The 17,608-nt window shown below is 74.4% G+C and carries 10 protein-coding genes and 2 pseudogenes; 10 read left to right on the top strand and 2 right to left on the bottom strand.

Features of this window, described 5'->3' with window-relative positions:
* Positions 1-57: 57 nt before the first annotated feature.
* Positions 58-1,812, top strand: a complete 1,755-nt coding sequence (locus D5H75_RS07770) for a class I adenylate-forming enzyme family protein (protein WP_119925635.1) — start codon at positions 58-60, stop codon at positions 1,810-1,812.
* A gap of 2 nt (positions 1,813-1,814) precedes the next feature.
* Positions 1,815-2,813, top strand: coding sequence for an ATP-grasp domain-containing protein (locus D5H75_RS07765; RefSeq protein ID WP_119925634.1), 999 nt, complete (start codon positions 1,815-1,817; stop codon positions 2,811-2,813).
* A 9-nt stretch (positions 2,814-2,822) separates the two neighbouring features.
* On the opposite strand, the gene D5H75_RS07760 is transcribed toward D5H75_RS07765, so the two are convergent.
* Positions 2,823-3,404 carry a GNAT family N-acetyltransferase gene (locus D5H75_RS07760; protein WP_119925633.1) on the bottom strand — a complete coding sequence of 194 codons (582 nt, stop codon included), beginning with the start codon at positions 3,402-3,404 and terminating at the stop codon, positions 2,823-2,825.
* 424 nt (positions 3,405-3,828) lie between these two features.
* On the opposite strand from D5H75_RS07760, the gene D5H75_RS07755 reads away from it, so the two are divergent.
* The 8 genes and pseudogenes from D5H75_RS07755 to hrpA all read left to right on the top strand — a co-directional run bounded on the left by D5H75_RS07755 (position 3,829) and on the right by hrpA (position 16,008).
* Positions 3,829-5,346, top strand: a complete 1,518-nt coding sequence (locus tag D5H75_RS07755) for an argininosuccinate lyase (RefSeq protein WP_119925632.1) — start codon at positions 3,829-3,831, stop codon at positions 5,344-5,346.
* A complete protein-coding gene (locus tag D5H75_RS07750; RefSeq protein ID WP_119925631.1) occupies positions 5,343-6,275 on the top strand; it encodes a GHMP family kinase ATP-binding protein in 933 nt (310 codons plus the stop codon). The genes D5H75_RS07755 and D5H75_RS07750 overlap by 4 nt, the downstream gene beginning before the upstream one ends.
* Positions 6,269-8,500, top strand: a pseudogene (locus tag D5H75_RS07745) (pyridoxal-phosphate dependent enzyme); the annotation flags it as partial. The gene D5H75_RS07750 and the pseudogene D5H75_RS07745, both read left to right, overlap by 7 nt.
* Before the next feature lie 21 nt (positions 8,501-8,521).
* A pseudogene (gene aroF, locus D5H75_RS42790) lies at positions 8,522-9,376 on the top strand (3-deoxy-7-phosphoheptulonate synthase); the annotation flags it as partial.
* A 356-nt stretch (positions 9,377-9,732) separates the two neighbouring features.
* A complete protein-coding gene (locus tag D5H75_RS07740; protein ID WP_242454048.1) occupies positions 9,733-10,344 on the top strand; it encodes a sigma-70 family RNA polymerase sigma factor in 612 nt (203 codons plus the stop codon).
* Positions 10,341-11,069 carry an anti-sigma factor family protein gene (locus D5H75_RS07735; protein ID WP_119925629.1) on the top strand — a complete coding sequence of 243 codons (729 nt, stop codon included), beginning with the start codon at positions 10,341-10,343 and terminating at the stop codon, positions 11,067-11,069. The genes D5H75_RS07740 and D5H75_RS07735 overlap by 4 nt, the downstream gene beginning before the upstream one ends.
* Before the next feature lie 234 nt (positions 11,070-11,303).
* Positions 11,304-12,062, top strand: coding sequence for a GNAT family N-acetyltransferase (locus tag D5H75_RS41345; RefSeq protein ID WP_202637922.1), 759 nt, complete (start codon positions 11,304-11,306; stop codon positions 12,060-12,062).
* Positions 12,063-12,135: 73 nt separating this feature from the next.
* Positions 12,136-16,008 carry an ATP-dependent RNA helicase HrpA gene (gene hrpA, locus D5H75_RS07725; RefSeq protein ID WP_119925628.1) on the top strand — a complete coding sequence of 1,291 codons (3,873 nt, stop codon included), beginning with the start codon at positions 12,136-12,138 and terminating at the stop codon, positions 16,006-16,008.
* Between the two features lie 267 nt (positions 16,009-16,275).
* Here hrpA and D5H75_RS07720 read toward each other — a convergent pair whose 3' ends face one another.
* The gene (locus D5H75_RS07720; protein ID WP_119925627.1) at positions 16,276-17,589 is read right to left on the bottom strand and encodes an MFS transporter; all 1,314 of its coding nucleotides are present in this window, start codon (positions 17,587-17,589) and stop codon (positions 16,276-16,278) included.
* Positions 17,590-17,608 lie beyond the last annotated feature (19 nt).

Raw genomic sequence — 17,608 nt, 5'->3', positions numbered from 1 at the left:
CGATCGGTCGGGGACGACCCCACCACCCGGAACACCCCCCACGCGGAAGGCGATGCGATGCCGCAGTCAGGGCCCCAGCCAGGGCTCCAGCCAGAGCCGTCGTCAGGGCCGCCGCCGGGGCCGCCGGGGACGCCGCCGGGCCGCACCCTGCTGTCCCCCGAGGGCCGCGCCAGGCTCGCGGCGGACCCGGGCCTCGGCGGCGGGAACGTGCTGCGGTCGGCCCTGTCCGTCGCCGCGCACCCCGACCTGCCGTTCATCAGGTCGGGCAGGCCGCTGGCCGCCTGCGGGGGCGGGGCGCGCGCGGAGTTCAGCCTGCGGGAGCTCGACCGGCTGGTCCAGAGCTGGTCGGCGTACTACCTGGGCCGCGGCGTGCGCCCGCGCGACCGGGTCGCCGTCTACATCGAGGACTCGTTCGCCTACTCCGTGCACTTCCACGCGCTCGCCCAGATCGGCGCCATCGGGGTGCTGATCAACAGCAAGGCGCCGCCCGCGACGGCGCTGGAGCTGTGCCGCCGCACCGGCCCGGTCGGGCTGTACACCACCGAGTCCCGGGCCGCCTCGCTCGAACCCGAGCTGTCCGGGCCGGACGGCCCCCGGTGGACCGTCACCGCGGAGGACCTGCCCGCGCCGCCCGAGGCCGCGCTGCCGGAGGAGGCCCGGTTCCGGCACGCGCCGGAGGACCCGGTGTCGATCCTGCACTCCTCCGGCACCACGGGGATCCCCAAGCCGGCCGTGCAGACCCACCACTCCAGCATCGCGGGCCCGAGGTTCCGCCTCACGGGCTTCATCGACCCGCCCGAGGCCGTCATGATGGCCGCGCAGCCGCAGTCCCACCTCGGCTCGGTCATGTACGCCTGCTACGCGATCCTGGCCGGGACCCCGCTGGTGCCGCTGTACGACCCGACGGGCGCCGAGCTGGCCGCGGCGATCGCGGAGCACCGGCCGACCACGGTGATGGCCTTCGCGCACGCGTACGCCGAACTGGCCGAGACGGAGGTCGCCCCCGGCGCGCTGGACTCGGTGGACGGATGGGTGACCATGGGCGACGCGATCCACGAGGCCCACCTGCGGTCCATCCTGGCCAAGCGGGACCCCGGGCTGCCCCCGGCGGTGTTCTACGACCGGTTCGGCTCGACCGAGCTGGGCTGGGGGATCATGGTGCATCCCCGGTCGCTGGCGTCGCCCCGCGACGACCGGTGCGTGGGCAGGCCCGACGGGGTCGCCGAGGTCGCGGTGCTGCGCGAGGACGGCACGCGGGCCGGGCCCGGCGAGGTCGGCCTGTTCGCCGCCCGGGGCCCCACCATCACGGCCGGTTACTGGAACGACTCGGACACGACCTACCGAAGCCGGCTGGCCGGCTACTGGCTGTCGGGCGACCTGGCTTACCAGGACGCGGACGGCGACTTCTACCAGGTGGACCGGGCGGTGGACGCCATCGAGACCAGCGCCGGCACCGCCCACTCGGTGCGCATGGAGGAGTTCCTGCTCAGCGAGCTCCCGGCGATCGCCGACTGCGCCGTCGTCGCGGGCCGCCACCACGCCGAGACGGTGCCGGTCGCCGTGTGCGCCGCGGTGGACCCGGGCGTGGGCGCGGGGGAGCTGCTGGCCGCGGCCAACAAGGCGCTGCGCGCGGCGGGCCTGCCGGAGATCGCCGTGCTGGAGGTGGTCCCCTCGGCGGCCGACATCCCGCAGGGGGTGACCGGCAAGGTCCTCAAGCGCCTGCTGCGCGGCAGGTACGCCGCGCTCCACGAGTACCTGGCGGGACGCGACAGCGCCGCGGTCGCCACCACGATCGAGCTGCGGGAGCCGTGACGATGTACTCAGCGGTACGCGAGGCCGGGACGCCGTCCGCCAAGCCGTACGAGCGGATGGTGAACTGGGTCTACAACCCCGGCGACTTCAACCCGTCCCACCTGGACAAGATCATCGCCGACATCACCGACCGGTGGACGGCGCAGGCCGCCCGGCACGGGTTCGGCTTCCGGTTCGTCGAGGCCGGGGACCTGACCCCGGCCTGCTCGGACCGGCCGCGGCTGTGGCGCGACGGGGTGGACCTGCTGGAGACGCGGCAGTGCTACATCGTCGACGACATCGGCAACGACCCGCAGGCCGTGTCCTATCTGCACGCCATCTCGCGGGTCATCGACGCGAGCGACTCCATCGTGCTCAACCACGCGATGGTCGCGCCGGAGTGGCTGGAGCGCGACAAGCTCGCGATGGTCGGCCGGGCGGCGCAGCTCGGCCTGAAGGTGCCGAGGACCGTCGCGCTGCCGTTCCGCCGGCACGCCCGGGAGGGCCTGGAGATCGTGCGGCGCGAGATCGGCGACGGGCCCTACATACTCAAGGCCCGCGAGTCCGGGACCGGGTTCGGCGTGCTCAAGGCCGACACGTTCGAGCAGCTCCGCGCGGGGGTGGACATCGCCGCGCAGACCGGCAAGGGCTACCTGGTGCAGGAGTTCCTGCCCAACTCCGGCGACATCCGCGTGGCCCTGGTGGAGGGCGAGGTCGTCACGAGCATGGTGCGCGAGCAGAGCGCCGGGCGCTACCTGTCCAACATCGCGCAGGGCGGCGAGGCCCGCGCGGGCGCGGACTTCTCGCCCGTGCTGGACGACTGCCTGCGCGTGGTCCGCGAGCTGCGGGCGAGTTACCTGTGCGTGGACTTCCTGATCACCGACGACGGGCCGGTCTTCGGCGAGTGGTGCACGGTGATGGCCAACTTCTCGCAGTTCCCCGAGCCTGCGCGCTCGGAGCTGGCCGACGCGTTCTTCCGCTGGGCCGGGCGGCTGCTGGAACGGGACGCCCTCCCGGCCTGACGCCCGGGCTCAGGCGCCGCCGGCGGGGGAGTCCCGCTCGGCGGAGTCCCGCTCGGCCCACTCGGTGGCGAGCATCGCGTAGACCGCCACGTCGGCGCGGCGGCCCTTCAGCATCTCGCCCTGCACGAAGTACGCCTCCCTGCGCATGCCGAGGCGTTCCATGAGGCGCTGCGAGGCGTGGTTGTGCCCGTTGCAGACGCCGATCACCCGGTGGAACCCGTAGGTCCCGAACGCCATCCGCAGCACCTCGCGCCCGGCCTCCGTGGCGTACCCCCGGCCCGAGTGGTCGGGGTGCATCACGAAACCGATCTCCGCGCGTCCCAGCTCGGCGCTGAGGTACTCCAGGTTGAAGTCCCCGATGAGCCGGCCCGTCTCCCGCAGCTCGACGGCGATGGCGAGGTTGTCGCCCTCGTTCCGCAGGTCGGTCTGCCGGACGCGGGCGGCCAGCGCCTCCTGGGTCTCCTCGCGGCTGCGGGGGTGCGACAGGAGGTAGCGCGCGACGTCGGGGCGGCGCTGGATGTCGTGCAGGTCGTCGAGGTCGGACTCGGTGAACGGGCGCAGCAGGAGGCGTTCGGTTTCCACGGGTCGCATCGCGGGCGGCAGCTCCGAATCCCGATGAGAAGAAAGGAGAGGTGCGTTGTCCTGGACGCAGGCTAACAGAGCGGCGACGGGGGCCGCCGCGACCGCGCGGCGGCCCTCGCCGTTTCCCCGCGAAACGCCGGGGGCGGGCCGCCGGGTCCGCAACAAATGCGGCCTGCCCGCAAGAATCACCGTGTTGACGAGCAACAAAGCCGGTCCGGCGCGGGATGCGCGTTGCCTAGGGTTGAGCGGAGAAAGCGAGGATGATCGGGTTTTCCGGCGCTGTCAGGGTCATCCGCCGCCGGCAGAGGACCGGCCCGGAGCCGCACGCGGACGAAGCGGACGAATCCGCCCGGCCCGGCGCCGGCGGCCGGGGTGCGCGCGCCGGCCTCGCGCCCGACGCCCGCCGCCACCAGTCGCGACGGAGGAGCCCGGCTTGAGCACCGACCACACCGCCCTGACCGGACGCATCGCCGCGGGGCCGGACGAACCGCTGCGCGAGGAGGTGCTCCGGCCGCAGCTCGAGTTCGAGCTGGCCCACCTGCTGCCCCAGTACGTCCGGGTGGAGAAGGCGCTGCTCGTGGAGTACGCCCGGATGGGGCTGGTCACCGGCGAGCAGGCGGTCCTCATCGCCCGGGTGCTCGACGGCGCCACCCCCGGCGCCGTGGCGCGGACGGCGGAGGGGGCGATGAGCGACCTGTGCTTCGCGCTGGAGCGATACGTCGCCGAGGGGCTGCCCGAGGTCCCGCCCGCCTGGCACGTCGACCGCAGCCGCAACGACGTCCAGGCGTGCGCGCAGCTCCTGTTCGGCCGGTCCCGGGTGCTGGACACGGCCGAGCTGCTGATCTCGCTCGGCCGCTCGGCCCTCCGCGCCGCCGGGCGCACCGCCCACCTGATGATGCCCGGCCACACGCACATGCAGGCCGCGCAGCTCGTCAGCCCGGCCTTCTGGTTCGCCGCGCTCGGCGAGCAGCTCCTCCACACCCTGTCCAGGCTCGGGCCGGTCTACGCGACGGCGAACACCTGCCCGCTGGGCGCGGGCGCGATGGCGGGCCAGGAGCTGGAGTGGGACCGGGCCGCGATGGCCGCGCTGCTCGGCTGCGACGGGGTGCAGCGGCACGCCCTGCGCGCCGTGGCGCAGCGGGACTGGGCGCTGGAGGCGTGCGCCGAGTTCTCCATGCTGGGCGTGGCGCTGAGCCGGTTCGTGACCGACCTGATGACCTGGGGCGGCGCGGGGCACGGCTTCCTCGACCTGCCGGACGACTGGTCCGGCGTCTCCTCGGCGATGCCGCAGAAGAAGAACTTCCCCGTGCTGGAACGCATCCGCGGGCGCACGGCGCACCTGAGCGCGGCCTACCACGCGATCGCGACGGCGCAGCGCGCCACGCCGTACAGCAACTCGGTCGAGGTGTCCAAGGAGGCGGGCGCGCAGGTGCCCGCGGCCTTCGACGCCCTCGCCTCCGTGGCCCGGCTGCTCGGCGGCGTGCTGGACCGCCTGCGGTTCGACGAGGACCGCCTCGCCCGCGCGTGCGAGGCGGAGTACTTCGGCGGGTTCACGCTGGCCAACCTGCTGACGCTGCGGGCGGGCGTGCCCTGGCGCGCCGCGCAGGTCGTCGCGGGCCGCTACATCGCCGCCGCGATCGGGACGGGGCTGACGCCGGCCGAGCCGGACGGGGCGCTGTTCGAGCGGCTGCTCGCGGAGGACGGCCACGAGGCGGCGGGCGCGGCGGAACTGCTGCGGGAGGCGATGGACGTCACCGCCGCGCTGCGGGCCAAACGCACCGCCGGGTCCACCGGCCCCGGGCCGACGCGGGAGATGCTGGCCGCCCAGGCCGCCGAGTTCGACGCCGAGGCGGCGGCGTGGGCGGCGCGCCGCGAACGGCTCGCGCGGGCCGACGCCGGCCTCGCCGCCGCGCTGGCCGCCCTGCCCGGGCCCGCCGGAGCGCGGCGGTGAGCGGTGGCACGGGCAGCGTGGCCGAGCCACGGCCGTCCCACCCCGGCGTGACCGGCGTGGGGTCGGCGTTCGGGGTGTTCGGCGAGCTGCTGCAGGGCGTGCTGCCCGAGCCGGACGGCGACTTCCTGGTGACCCTGCCGATCGCCCGCTGGTCGGTGGCGACGTTCCGGGGCGCCGCCCCCGGGCGGATCACCGTGCGGCCCCGCCACAAGACCAAGACGCTCAGGCTGGCCGGGATGATCCTGGCCGACGCGGGCCACCCGATGGGCGGCGAGATCACCATCGAGAGCGGGCTGCCCGAGGGCAAGGGCATGGCCAGCTCCTCGGCGGACCTGGTGGCGACCGCGCGGGCGGTCGGCAGCGCGCTGGGGATCCCGCTGCCCCCCTCGCGGATCGAGTCCTACCTCCGCCGCATCGAGCCCACCGACGGGGTGCTCTATCCGGCGATCGTGGCCTACCACCACCGCAGGGTCGCGCTGCGCGCGGTGCTGGGCACGCTCCCGCCGATGACGGTGGTCGGGGTGGACGAGGGCGGGGAGGTCGACACCGTCGAGTTCAACCGCATCCCCAAGCCGTTCACCGGCAGCGACCAGCGGGAGTACGCCCGGCTGCTGGAACGGATCACGGGCGCGGTCCGGCGGCGGGACCTGGCCGGCGTCGGCGAGGTGGCCACCCGCAGCGCGCTGATGAACCAGGCGCTGCGGCCCAAGGCGACGCTGGACCGCGTGCTCGGCGTGTGCCGGGACGTGGGCGGCCTCGGCGTCGTCGCCGCGCACAGCGGCACCAGCCTCGGAATACTGCTCGACCCCGCGCGGCCGGGCCACGCGGACCGGACCGCCGCGGCGGTCGCGGCCTGCTCGGCCATCGCGGGAGACGTCACGGTGCACCAGTGTTTGAGCTTCGACGGAATGGGGCGGCGCGGATGCTGAGCAACAGCCTGATCGAGGTCATCGGGGGCACCCCGCTGGTACGGCTGCGCGCCGGCGCGGCCCGCGGGGTGGAGGTCTACGCCAAGCTGGAGATGCAGAACCCCTTCGCGATGAAGGACCGGGTCGCCAAGCAGATCATCACCCGGGCGCGCGAGACCGGGGCGCTCGCCGAGGGTGCCCCGATCGTGGAGAGCTCGTCGGGCACGATGGCGCTCGGCGTCGCGCTCGTGGGCACGCTGCTCGGCCACCCGGTCCACATCGTCACCGACCCCAGGATCGACCGGATCACCCTGGCCAAGCTCACCGGCCTGGGCTGCGAGGTCCACGTCGTGCCCCGCATGGACGAGCACGGCTGGCAGGGCGCGCGGCTGACCAGGCTGGACGAGCTGATGAACGAGCTGCCCGGGGCGTTCTGGCCGCGGCAGTACGCCAACCCGGAGAACCCGGCCGCCTACCGGGCCCTGGCCGGGGAACTGGCCGCGGACCTGGAGGACATCGACACGATCGTCGGCTCGGTGGGCAGCGGCGGATCGCTGTGCGGCACCGCGCGGGCGCTGCGGGAACGGCTGCCCGGCGTCACCGTGGTCGGCGTGGACTGCGTCGGCAGCGTGCTGTTCGGGCAGCCGGACCGGCCGCGGCGGCTGCAGAGCGGGCTCGGCAACAGCCTGGTCCCGCCGAACCTGGACCACTCGCTGATCGACGAGGTGCACTGGCTCAACGACCGGGAGGCCTTCGAGGCGACCCGCGCGCTGGCCCGCGAGGAGAAGCTGTTCGCGGGCAACACCTCGGGCTCGGTGTACCGCGTGCTGACCTGGCTCGCCGGCAGGGCAGAGCCCGGCACCCGGATCGTCGGGATCTTCCCCGACCGGGGCGACCGCTACGCCGAGACGGCGCACAGCGAGGAGTACTGGGCGGAGCGCGGGCTCGGCGACCTCCCCCTCGCCCGCGCGCCCAAGCGGGTCACCCCGGGGACGGCCGTGTCGAGCTGGTCCTACCGCGTGGAGGAGTCCGGGCGGCCCCCGCTGTTCGTCTTCGTCGAGTCCAACACCACCGGCAGCGGCATGCGGGCGCTCACGGCCGCGCGCGACCTCGGCTACCGCGCGGTGCTGGCCACCGGGCGGCCGGAGCGCTACCGGGGCCTCGACGCCACCGGGGCGGCCGTCGTCACCTGCGACACCAACGACCACCGGGCCCTGCGCGAGGCGGTGACCGCGGCGGCCGGCCGGGACGTGGTCGCGGCCGTCTCCACCACGAGCGAGTTCTACCTGATCGCCGCCGCCCGGCTCGCCGCGGAACTGGGCCTGCCCGCCGCCGACGCCGGGGCCGTCGGGCGGTGCCGGGACAAGAGCCTGCTCCGGGAGACGCTGGCCGCCGCCGGGGTCCGCCAGCCGGAGCACCGCGTCGTCACCGGCCCGGACGCCGCGCGCGAGGCCGCCGCGGCCGTCGGCCTGCCCTGCGTGGTCAAGCCGGTGGACGACTCGGGCTCGACCAACGTGCTGCGCTGCGAGTCCGCCGGGGACGCCGCCGCGCAGGCGGAGCGGATCCTGGCCGTCACCAGGAACGTCCGGGGCCAGGCCACCCGCAGGGCCGTGCTCGTCGAGCGGCTGCTCGACCAGCCGGAGTACAGCGTGGAGATGTTCGGCGCGGGCGGGGAGCAGCGTCTGCTGGGCATCGTGGAGAAGACCGTCACGCCCGGCCCGCACTTCGTGGAGACCCGCCACATCCTGCCCGCCGACCTGCCCGCCGAGGCCGCCGCCGAGATGACCGCGACGGTCCGGGACGCGCTGGCGGCCGTGTCGCTGGAGTCCGGGCCCAGCCACACCGAGGTCAAGCTCGGCCCGGACGGCGCCTCCATCGTGGAGATCAACCCGCGCCTGGCCGGGGGCATGATCCCCGAGCTGTTCCGGCTCGTCACCGGCGCCGACCTGCTGGAGGCGCAGGTCCGGTTCGCCGCCGGGCGGGAGCCCGGCCTGCCGGAGTCCTTCGACGGGTACGCCGGGATCCAGTTCCTCCTGCCCGCCGAGGCGGGGGTGCTCGCCGAGGTGACGGGCGCCGACCTGGCCGCCGCGCTCCCCGGCGTGCGGAGCGTCACGGTCACCGTCGAGCCCGGCGACCGCGTCGCCCCGCCCACGGACGCCTACGGCCGCGCCGGGCACGTGATCGCCACCGCCCCGACCCGCGCCGAGCTCGCCGCGACCCTCGACCGGGCCGCCGCCCTCGTCGAGTTCCGCGTCCGCCGCGAGCCGGCCTCGCCGTACCCGCTGGTCAGCAGGGCGGCGCGGGACGACCGCTCGGTGGTCGAGGTCGGCGGGGTGAGCATCGGCCCCGACACGTTCACCCTGATCGCCGGGCCGTGCGCCGTGGAGACGCCCGAGCAGACGCTGGCGGCCGCCCGCCTGGCCCGCGCGGCCGGCGCCTCGCTCCTGCGCGGCGGCGCCTTCAAACCCCGCAGCTCGCCGTACGGCTTCCGCGGGCTGCGCGCCGAGGCGCTGCGCATCCTGGCCGAGGTGCGCGCGGAGACCGGGCTCCCCGTGGTCACCGAGGTGGTCGACAGCCGCGACGTGGACCTGGTCGCGGACTGGGCCGACATGCTCCAGGTGGGCACCCGCAACATGCAGAACTTCGGGCTGCTGGAGGCGGTGGGCGACAGCGGCCGGCCGGTGCTGCTCAAGCGCGGGATGAGCGCGACGATCGAGGAGTGGCTGCTCGCCGCCGAGTACATCGCCTCGCGCGGCAACGAGGCGATCGTGCTGTGCGAGCGCGGGATCCGCACCTTCGAGCCCGCCACCCGCAACACGCTGGACCTGTCGGCCGTGCTCGTGGCCCAGGGGCTGTCCCACCTGCCGGTGGTGGTGGACCCCTCGCACGCGGCGGGCCGCCGCGACCTGGTCGTGCCGCTGGCCCGCGCCGCCGTCGCGGCCGGGGCCGACGGCGTGATGATCGACGTGCACCCGAGCCCGGCGGACGCGCTGTGCGACGGGCCGCAGGCCCTCGGCGAGCGGGAGCTGTCCGAGCTGCCCGGCGCGATCCGGGACTGGGCCACGCTCGCGGGGCGCCTGCCGCGCGAGGTGCTCGCGCCCGAGTCCGCCGCGCTGCGCTGACCGGCCCCGCGCGGCCTCTCCCGGGGGCCTCTCCTGGGGGCTCCGCGCGGCCTCTGCCGGGGGCTCGGCGCGGCCGCCTCCCAGGAAGTCCGCTCGGACGCCCGGGAGGTCTCGTGCGATCGCCTCACGGGAGGTCCGCTCGCCTTCCGAAAAGGTCCGTTCCGGCCGTTTCCCGGGAAGTCCGCGGGAGGGGTGAACCCTTTCGCGGCCCCGGGCCGTACACCGTCTCGACGGAGCGCGGGCTGAGACGGGCTGTGACGGAGATGGCGCTGACGACGCTGACGGCGGGGGCCTATCCTGACCGCGGGGAACTGTGCGGTGACGACATCGGCTCATCGGCGACGGGAACCCGGACCATGGCGGATGAGGACCCGGCGAAGGCCGGGGGACCGGCCGGGATGGGCAGGCTGCTGCGCTTCGGGCGCGGCCGCCGGCGGCCCGCTTCACAGGGCGCGGCCGGGGACGCCGACGAGGCGTTCGCCGAGGCGCTCTACCGGGAGTACCACGATCCGCTGCTGCGCGTGGTGCTCCGGCTCAACGGCGGCGACCGGCAGTGGGCCGAGGACGTGGTGCAGGAGACCCTGCTGCGGGCCTGGCGCAGCGCCGGCGCGCTCGCCGGCGAGGAACGCTCCCTGATGGCCTGGCTGTCCACGGTCGCCCGGCGGCTGGTGATCGACGACTGGCGCCGCCGTACGGCCCGGCCGCCGGAGGTCGGCGAGGAGCCGCTGCGGAACGTCGCCGCGCGGGACGGATGGGAGCCGCTCTTGCAGTCCATCGTGATGGGCGAGGCCCTGAAGGAGCTGTCGGAGAGCCACCGCGAGATCCTGCGGGAGACGTTCTTCCGGGACCGCACCGTCAACCAGGCGGCCGAGGCGCTCGGCATCCCGGTCGGCACGGTCAAGTCCCGCGTCTACTACGCCCTGCGCGCGCTGCGCGTCATCCTGGAGGAGAGGGGGGTCACGGCATGAACGAGTCCGTCGCCCACACCGACGTGGCCGCCTACGCGCTGGGCCTGCTGACCGCCGAGGACGCCCGCGCGTTCGAGGCCCACCTGGCCGGGTGCGACTCCTGCGCGGCCGAGCTCGCCGGCCTCGGCGGCATGGCCGGCCTCCTCCGCGCCGCCAGGGACGACGCCGGCGGCGACCCCGGCGAGGTCCCCGCCGAGCCCGGGGCCGCCGGGCCGGGGAACGTGATCGGCTTCCTGCGGGCCAGGAACGAGGCCGAGCGCCGCCGCTCCCGCCACCGCTGGCTGGTCGCCGCCGCGATGGCCGTCCTGCTCCCGGTCGGCGGCGGCGTCGTCGGCAGCGCCCTGAGCACCCCCGATCCGGCGTCCCACCACGGCACGGCGAGCCCCGCGCGCGACCTCCTCGGTCGCGGCGACCGCTTCACAGCGCCCGCGTCACCGGCCGGGGTGGGCATGACGGTGGCCCTGGAGGACAAGGCCTGGGGCACCCACATAGGACTCCGGCTCACCGGCGTCCGCGGCCCCCTCACCTGCTCGCTGATCGCCGTGGACCGCGCCGGCCGGGAACAGACCATCACCAACTGGCGCGTCCCCGAGAAGGGCTACGGCGTCCCCGGCGGCCCCGAGCCCCTGTACGTCCACGGCGGCGCCGCCCTGTCCCGCCCCGACCTGGCCGCCCTCCGGGTCCGCACCACCGACGGCCGCACCCTCAACGCCATCACCTTCTGACCCGCCGCCCGCCCGCCGCACGTCACGAGCTGGCCGCCCGTCACGCGCTGGCCGTACGGCGAGCGCGGGCCGTACGGCGAGCGCAGTCCGTACGGCGAGCGCGGGGCCCGGCCGCCGCCGGTCGCGAGGGCGGGGCGCGCGGGACCGGGAGAGCGGGAGGCGGGAAAACGGTTGGGCGGGGGGCGGGGGCGCGGTCTAGGTTGTGCGGGGCGATCGTCTGGGGGAAGGAGCCGGATGTTCAACGCGGCGGTGCACGCCTATCTGCGGGCGGCGGCGGGCGAGGGGGCGGCGCGGTGCGGGCCGTTCGTGATGCGGATCGATGAGCACGACGACGCCCCGCCGTTCAACTACGCCGTCCCGGACGACGGGGCCGCGCCGGGGGACGCGGAGGTGGCCGCGCTCGTGGAGGCGTTCCGGGAGCGGGAGCGCGTCCCGCGGCTGGAGTACGTGCCGCAGGCGGCGCCGCTGGTCGAGGGCGCGCTGCTGGCGGCCGGGTTCCGGGCGGAGGGGCGGTTCCCGCTGCTGGTGTGCCGGCCCGGCGGGGTGACGGACGTGCCCGCCGATCCGGCGATCGGGCTCGGCCTGGTCAGCGCCGGCCCCGACCTGTGGGAGGTGGCGCGGGTGATGAACGCGGCCTTCGACGCGCCCGAGGCCACCGAGCACGACGTCGCCCGGTTCCGGCGCCTCCTGGACCGGGGCGGGCTCGTCGCCGCCGCCGTCGAGACCGCCACCGGCGAGGTCGTCGGCGCCGGGCAGATCGGCGCGCCCTGCGAGGGCGTGGCCGAGGTCGCGGGCATCGCCGTGCGCGCCTCCCACCGGCGGCGCGGCATCGCGGCCGCCCTCACCGCCTTCCTGACCCGCGCCGGCGGCGGGACGGGCGTGAGCACGGCCTTCCTCACCCCCGCCGACGACGCCGCCGCCCGCGTCTACGCCCGCGTCGGCTACCGGAAGACGGGCGAGGCCCTGCACATCTCCCTCGGCCGCCCGGCCTGACCGCCCGGCGGGCCGGGGCGGGCGGTAATCCGTTGGCGGCGGGGGCGGGGGGTCTGCATATCCTGGACTCCGTATGAGATCTCCGCTTTCCGACCTCCAGTCCCGCCTGCCCGGTCTCACCTTGCGTGACGAACACCGGTTGCGCAGGCGCGTGGACGGCGTACGCAAGGTGCGCAACCCCAAGGCCAGGGACACCATCCTGGGAGAGCTCGCCGCCGAGGTCGAGGCCGCCGAGGCGCGGGTCGAGGCGCGGCGGGCCTCCGCGCCGTCCCCGACGTACCCCGAGGAACTGCCGGTCAGCCGGCGCAAGGACGAGATCCTCGCGGCGATCAGGGAGCACCAGGTGGTGATCGTCGCGGGCGAGACGGGGTCGGGGAAGACGACGCAGCTCCCGAAGATCTGCCTGGAGGCGGGCCGGGGCGTGCGCGGGCTGATCGGGCACACGCAGCCGCGGCGGATCGCGGCGCGCACCGTGGCCGACCGCATCGCCGAGGAGCTGCGCACGCCGCTGGGGGAGAAGGTCGGCTACAAGGTGCGGTTCACCGACCAGGTGAGCGACGGCACGATGATCAAGCTGATGACCGACGGCATCCTGCTCGCGGAGATGCAGACGGACCGGCAGCTCAGGCAGTACGACACGCTGATCATCGACGAGGCGCACGAGCGCAGCCTCAACATCGACTTCATCCTCGGATACGTCAAGCAGCTCCTGCCCAGGCGGCCCGACCTGAAGATCGTGATCACCTCCGCGACGATCGACCCCGAGCGGTTCTCCCGGCACTTCGGCGACGCCCCGATCATCGAGGTGTCCGGCCGCACCTACCCGGTCGAGACCCGCTACCGGCCGATCGAGGAGGAGCAGGAGGACCAGATCCAGGCCATCAGCGACGCCGTGGACGAGCTGTGCGCCGAGGGCCCGGGCGACATCCTGGTCTTCCTGTCCGGCGAGCGGGAGATCCGCGACACGGCCGACGCGCTGGCCAAGCGCAAGGACGCCGAGATCCTGCCGCTGTACGCCCGCCTGTCGGCGGGGGAGCAGCACCGCGTCTTCCAGCCGCACTCCGGGCGGCGGATCGTGCTGGCCACCAACGTCGCCGAGACGTCGCTGACGGTGCCCGGCATCAAGTACGTCATCGACCCGGGCACCGCGCGCATCTCCCGCTACAGCCACCGGCTCAAGGTGCAGCGGCTGCCGATCGAGCCGATCTCGCAGGCGTCGGCCAACCAGCGCAAGGGCCGCTGCGGCCGCACCTCCGACGGCATCTGCATCCGGCTGTACTCCGAGGAGGACTTCCTGGGCCGGCCGGAGTTCACCGACCCGGAGATCCTGCGCACCAACCTGGCCTCGGTCATCCTGCAGATGTCGGCGCTGAAGCTGGGCGACATCGAGAAGTTCCCGTTCGTGGACCCGCCGGACCGCCGCCAGGTCAAGGACGGCGTCGCGCTGCTGCACGAGCTGAACGCCTTCGACGGGGACAACGCGCTCACCCCGCTCGGCCGCAAGCTCGCCCAGCTCCCTGTGGACCCGCGCCTGGCCCGCATGGTGATCGAGGCGGACAAGAACGGCGCGGTCAACGAGGTCATGGTGATCGCGGCCGCCCTGTCCATCCAGGACCCGCGCGAGCGCCCCGCCGACAAGCAGCAGGCCGCCGACGAGAAGCACCGCCGCTTCATCGCCCCCGACAAGCCGGAGAAATCCGATAAGTCCGATCAGGAGGCCTCTGACTTCCTGACGTACCTCAACCTCTGGAACTACCTCCAGGAACGCCAGAGGGCGCTCTCGTCGAGCCAGTTCCGCCGGTTGTGCAAGCAGGAGTTCCTCAACTACCTGCGCGTCCGCGAGTGGCAGGACGTCCACGGGCAGCTCCGCCAGGTCGCCAGGACCCTCGGCGTGACCTTCAACGACACGCCGGCGTCGCCGTACCAGATCCACGTGTCGCTGCTGTCGGGGCTGCTGTCCCACATCGGGCTCAAGGACGCCGAGAAGCAGGAGTACCTCGGCGCGCGCGGCGCCAGGTTCGCCGTCTTCCCCGGATCGGCGCTGTTCAAGAAGCCGCCGCGCTGGGTGATGGCCGCCGAGCTGGTCGAGACGACCCGGCTGTGGGCCCGCATCGCCGCCCGCGTCGAGCCGGACTGGATCGAGCCGCTGGCCCAGCACCTGGTCAAGCGCACCTACAGCGAGCCGCACTGGGAGAAGACCCAGGGCGCGGTCATGGCCCACGAGCGGGTCACGCTGTACGGCGTGCCCATCGTGGCGCAGCGCAAGGTCAACTACGGCCGGATCGATCCGGAGACCTCGCGCGAGCTGTTCATCCGGCACGCACTGGTCGAGGGCGACTGGCAGACCCACCACAAGTTCTTCGCCGAGAACCGCAGGCTCCTGGACGAGGTGGAGGAGCTGGAGCACCGGGCCCGCCGCCGCGACATCCTCGTGGACGACGAGACACTGTTCGAGTTCTACGACGAGCGCGTCCCGGCCGACGTGGTGTCCGCGCGGCACTTCGACGCCTGGTGGAAGCGCGAGCGGCAGGAGAACCCCGACCTCCTCAACTTCGAGAAGGCCATGCTCATGCGCGGCGAGGAGGTCAGCCGCGACGACTACCCCGACACCTGGCGGCAGGGCGGGCTGCGGCTGAGGCTCACCTACCAGTTCGAGCCGGGCGGCGAGGCCGACGGGGTCACCGTGCACATCCCGCTGCCGGTGCTCAACCAGGTCTCGCCCGACGGGTTCGACTGGCAGATCCCGGGCCTGCGCGAGGACCTGGCCACCGCCCTGATCCGGGCCCTGCCCAAGCAGATCCGCCGCAGCTACGTCCCCGCCCCCGACTTCGCCCGCGCGGCCCTGGCCCGGCTGACGCCCGGCGAGGGCACGCTGACCGACGGGCTGGCGCGGGAGCTGCGGCGCATGGGCGGCCCGGCGATCTCCGAGGACGACTGGGACTGGGAGAAGGTCCCCGACCACCTGCGCATCACGTTCCGGGTGATCGACGAGCGCAAACGCAAGATCGCCGAGGGCAAGGACCTGCTCGCGCTCAAGCAGCGGCTCAAGCCCAAGATGCGCGAGACGCTCTCCGGCGCGGGCGAGGAGCTGGAGCGCCGCGGCCTCAAGACCTGGGACTTCGGCACGCTTCCCGAGAGGTTCGAGCGCAAGCGCCTCAAGGCCTACCCGGCCCTGGTGGACGAGGGCGACAGCGTCGCGGTCAAGCTGCTGGAGACCGAGGAGGAGCAGCGGCGGGCGACCTGGGCGGGCACCCGCAGGCTGCTCCTGCTCACGATCCCCTCACCGGCCAAGTTCGTGCTCGGCCGGCTGTCCAACACGGCCAAGCTCGCGCTCAGCCGCGGCCCCCACCGCAACGCCGCCGCCCTGTTCGACGACTGCGTGGCCTGCGCCGTGGACACCCTGATGGCGCGGTACGGCGGGCCGCCCCGGGACGAGGCGGGCTTCGCCGCGCTGCGCGACAAGGTCCGGGCCGACCTGACCGACACGGTGATCGAGGTCGTGGCCCGGGTGGAGCGGGTGCTGGCGGTCGCGCACGAGGCCGAGGTGCGGCTGTCCGGCCTGCGCGGGCCGGTGCTGGAGCGTTCCCTGGCGGACGTTCGCGAGCAGCTCGCCGGGCTGGTCTACCCCGGGTTCGTGACCGCGACCGGGTTCGACCGGCTGCCCGACCTGCTGCGTTACCTGCGGGCGATCGAGCGCCGGCTGGAGAAGCTGCCGGAGAACCCGGCCCGCGACCGGGAGCTGACCGAGCAGGTGGCCCACGTGCGCGAGGCATACCAGGAGGAGCTGGACCGGATCCGGCCCGGCCGCCCGGTGCCCGACGCGCTGCGCGAGGTGCGGTGGATGATCGAGGAGCTGCGCGTCAGCTACTTCGCGCAGACCCTCGGCACCCCGCGCCCGGTCTCCGACAAGCGCATCTACCGGGTCCTCGACGACCTGCGCGGGTGAGCCCGCCCCCGCCGGGCGCCGGCGGGGGCCCGGCGCGAGCGCGGCGGACGCCCGCGCGAGCGCCGGGGCCGCCCGGGCGAGCAGGGCGGGCGGGAGCGCGCCCGGGCGGGAGCCGAAGGTCAGCAGGGAGAAGGCCAGCAGCAGGGCCTCGGCCTCGACCGGGATCCCGGCGGCCAGGGAGTAGAGCCGCGCCAGCACGGCCAGCGAGGCGAACAGTTCACGGGGGCTCACGGCGGCCTCCTCACGTCATCCGGGCCTCACGGGGCCTCAGGTCACCGGGGCGGCCGGGCGCTCGCCGGGCCCCTCGGCGAGGTCCACGTCGCGCGTCTCGGGCGCGATCGCCAGCCCGGCGGCGGTGATCGCGAGCGCCGCCACCACGTACAGCGAGATCGCGGTCGTCGTCCCGAACACGTCGAGGAGCCGGAGCGCGATGATCGGGGCCAGCGCCCCGCCGAGCACCCCGGCGAGCTGGTAGCCCATCGACGCGCCGCTGTAGCGCAGGCGCGTGCTGAACAGCTCGGCGATGAACGCCGCCTGCGGGCCGTACATCGCCGCGTGCGTGACCAGCGCGACCACGGCGGCCAGCACGATCACCGGGTACGACCCGGTGTCCAGCAGCGGGAAGAACGCGAACACCCAGACCCCCGCGCCCACGACCCCGGCGAGGTAGACGGGCCGGCGGCCGTACCGGTCCGACAGCGCCCCGAACAGCGGGATCAGCACGAGCTGGAGCGCCGAGCCGATCAGCACCGCGTTGAGCCCCACGCTCCGGCTCAGCCCGACCGTGTCGGTGACGTACGTCAGGATGAACAGGGTGAAGGTGTAGAACGCCACGTCCACCCCGACGCGGGCGGCGATCGCCGAGAAGAGCGAGCGCGGGTGGGCCCTGACGACGTCCACGAGCGGCATGCGCGCCTTCCTCTCCCCGGCCGCGACCTCCGCGAACAGCGGCGACTCCTCGACCCTGAGCCGGATCCACAGCCCGACGAGGACCAGCACGCCCGAGAGCAGGAACGGGATGCGCCAGCCGTACGACAGGAAGGCGTCCTCGGGGAGCACCGCCGACATCAGGCCGAGCACGGCCGCCGCGAGCAGGTTGCCCATCGGCACGCCGACCTGGGGCCAGCTCGCGTTGAGGCCGCGCCGGGCGCGGTCGCCGTGCTCGATCGACATGAGCACCGCGCCGCCCCACTCGCCGCCGAGGCCGAGGCCCTGCAGGAAGCGCAGCGACACGAGCAGGATGGGCGCGGCGACGCCGATCGCGCCGTACCCGGGCAGCAGGCCGATGAGGAACGTGGCGATCCCCATGAGCAGGAGCGTGACGACCAGGACGCTCTTGCGCCCGACCCGGTCGCCGAAGTGCCCGAACACGATGCCGCCGAGGGGCCGCGCCACGAACCCCACGGCGTATGTCGTGAACGCCAGCAGGGTCCCGGTGAGCGGCTCGAACGTCGGGAAGAAGAGCTTGTTGAACACCAGGGCCGCCGCGGTGCCGTACAGGAAGAAGTCGTACCACTCCAGCGACGTGCCGATGAGGCTGGCGACGATGACCCGCCGCGCCTGGTTGGGGGAGTTGCCCATGACCCCGGTCTCCTCTGCG

Origin of the sequence: Bailinhaonella thermotolerans (assembly GCF_003594875.1) — a bacterium.
Classification (GTDB): Bacteria; Actinomycetota; Actinomycetes; order Streptosporangiales; family Streptosporangiaceae; genus Bailinhaonella; species Bailinhaonella thermotolerans.
Note: the sequence above shows the minus strand (reverse complement) of the source record. Positions and strands in the feature narration are given on the sequence as shown.

Coding starts and splice junctions, on each gene's coding strand:
- D5H75_RS07760 (WP_119925633.1), bottom strand. CDS start 3,404: ATGCGACCCGTGGAAACCGAACGCCTCCTGCTGCGCCCGTTCACCGAG.
- D5H75_RS07720 (WP_119925627.1), bottom strand. CDS start 17,589: ATGGGCAACTCCCCCAACCAGGCGCGGCGGGTCATCGTCGCCAGCCTC.
- D5H75_RS41345 (WP_202637922.1), top strand. CDS start 11,304: ATGTTCAACGCGGCGGTGCACGCCTATCTGCGGGCGGCGGCGGGCGAG.
- D5H75_RS07770 (WP_119925635.1), top strand. CDS start 58: ATGCCGCAGTCAGGGCCCCAGCCAGGGCTCCAGCCAGAGCCGTCGTCA.
- D5H75_RS07735 (WP_119925629.1), top strand. CDS start 10,341: ATGAACGAGTCCGTCGCCCACACCGACGTGGCCGCCTACGCGCTGGGC.
- D5H75_RS07765 (WP_119925634.1), top strand. CDS start 1,815: ATGTACTCAGCGGTACGCGAGGCCGGGACGCCGTCCGCCAAGCCGTAC.
- D5H75_RS07740 (WP_242454048.1), top strand. CDS start 9,733: ATGGCGGATGAGGACCCGGCGAAGGCCGGGGGACCGGCCGGGATGGGC.
- hrpA (WP_119925628.1), top strand. CDS start 12,136: ATGAGATCTCCGCTTTCCGACCTCCAGTCCCGCCTGCCCGGTCTCACC.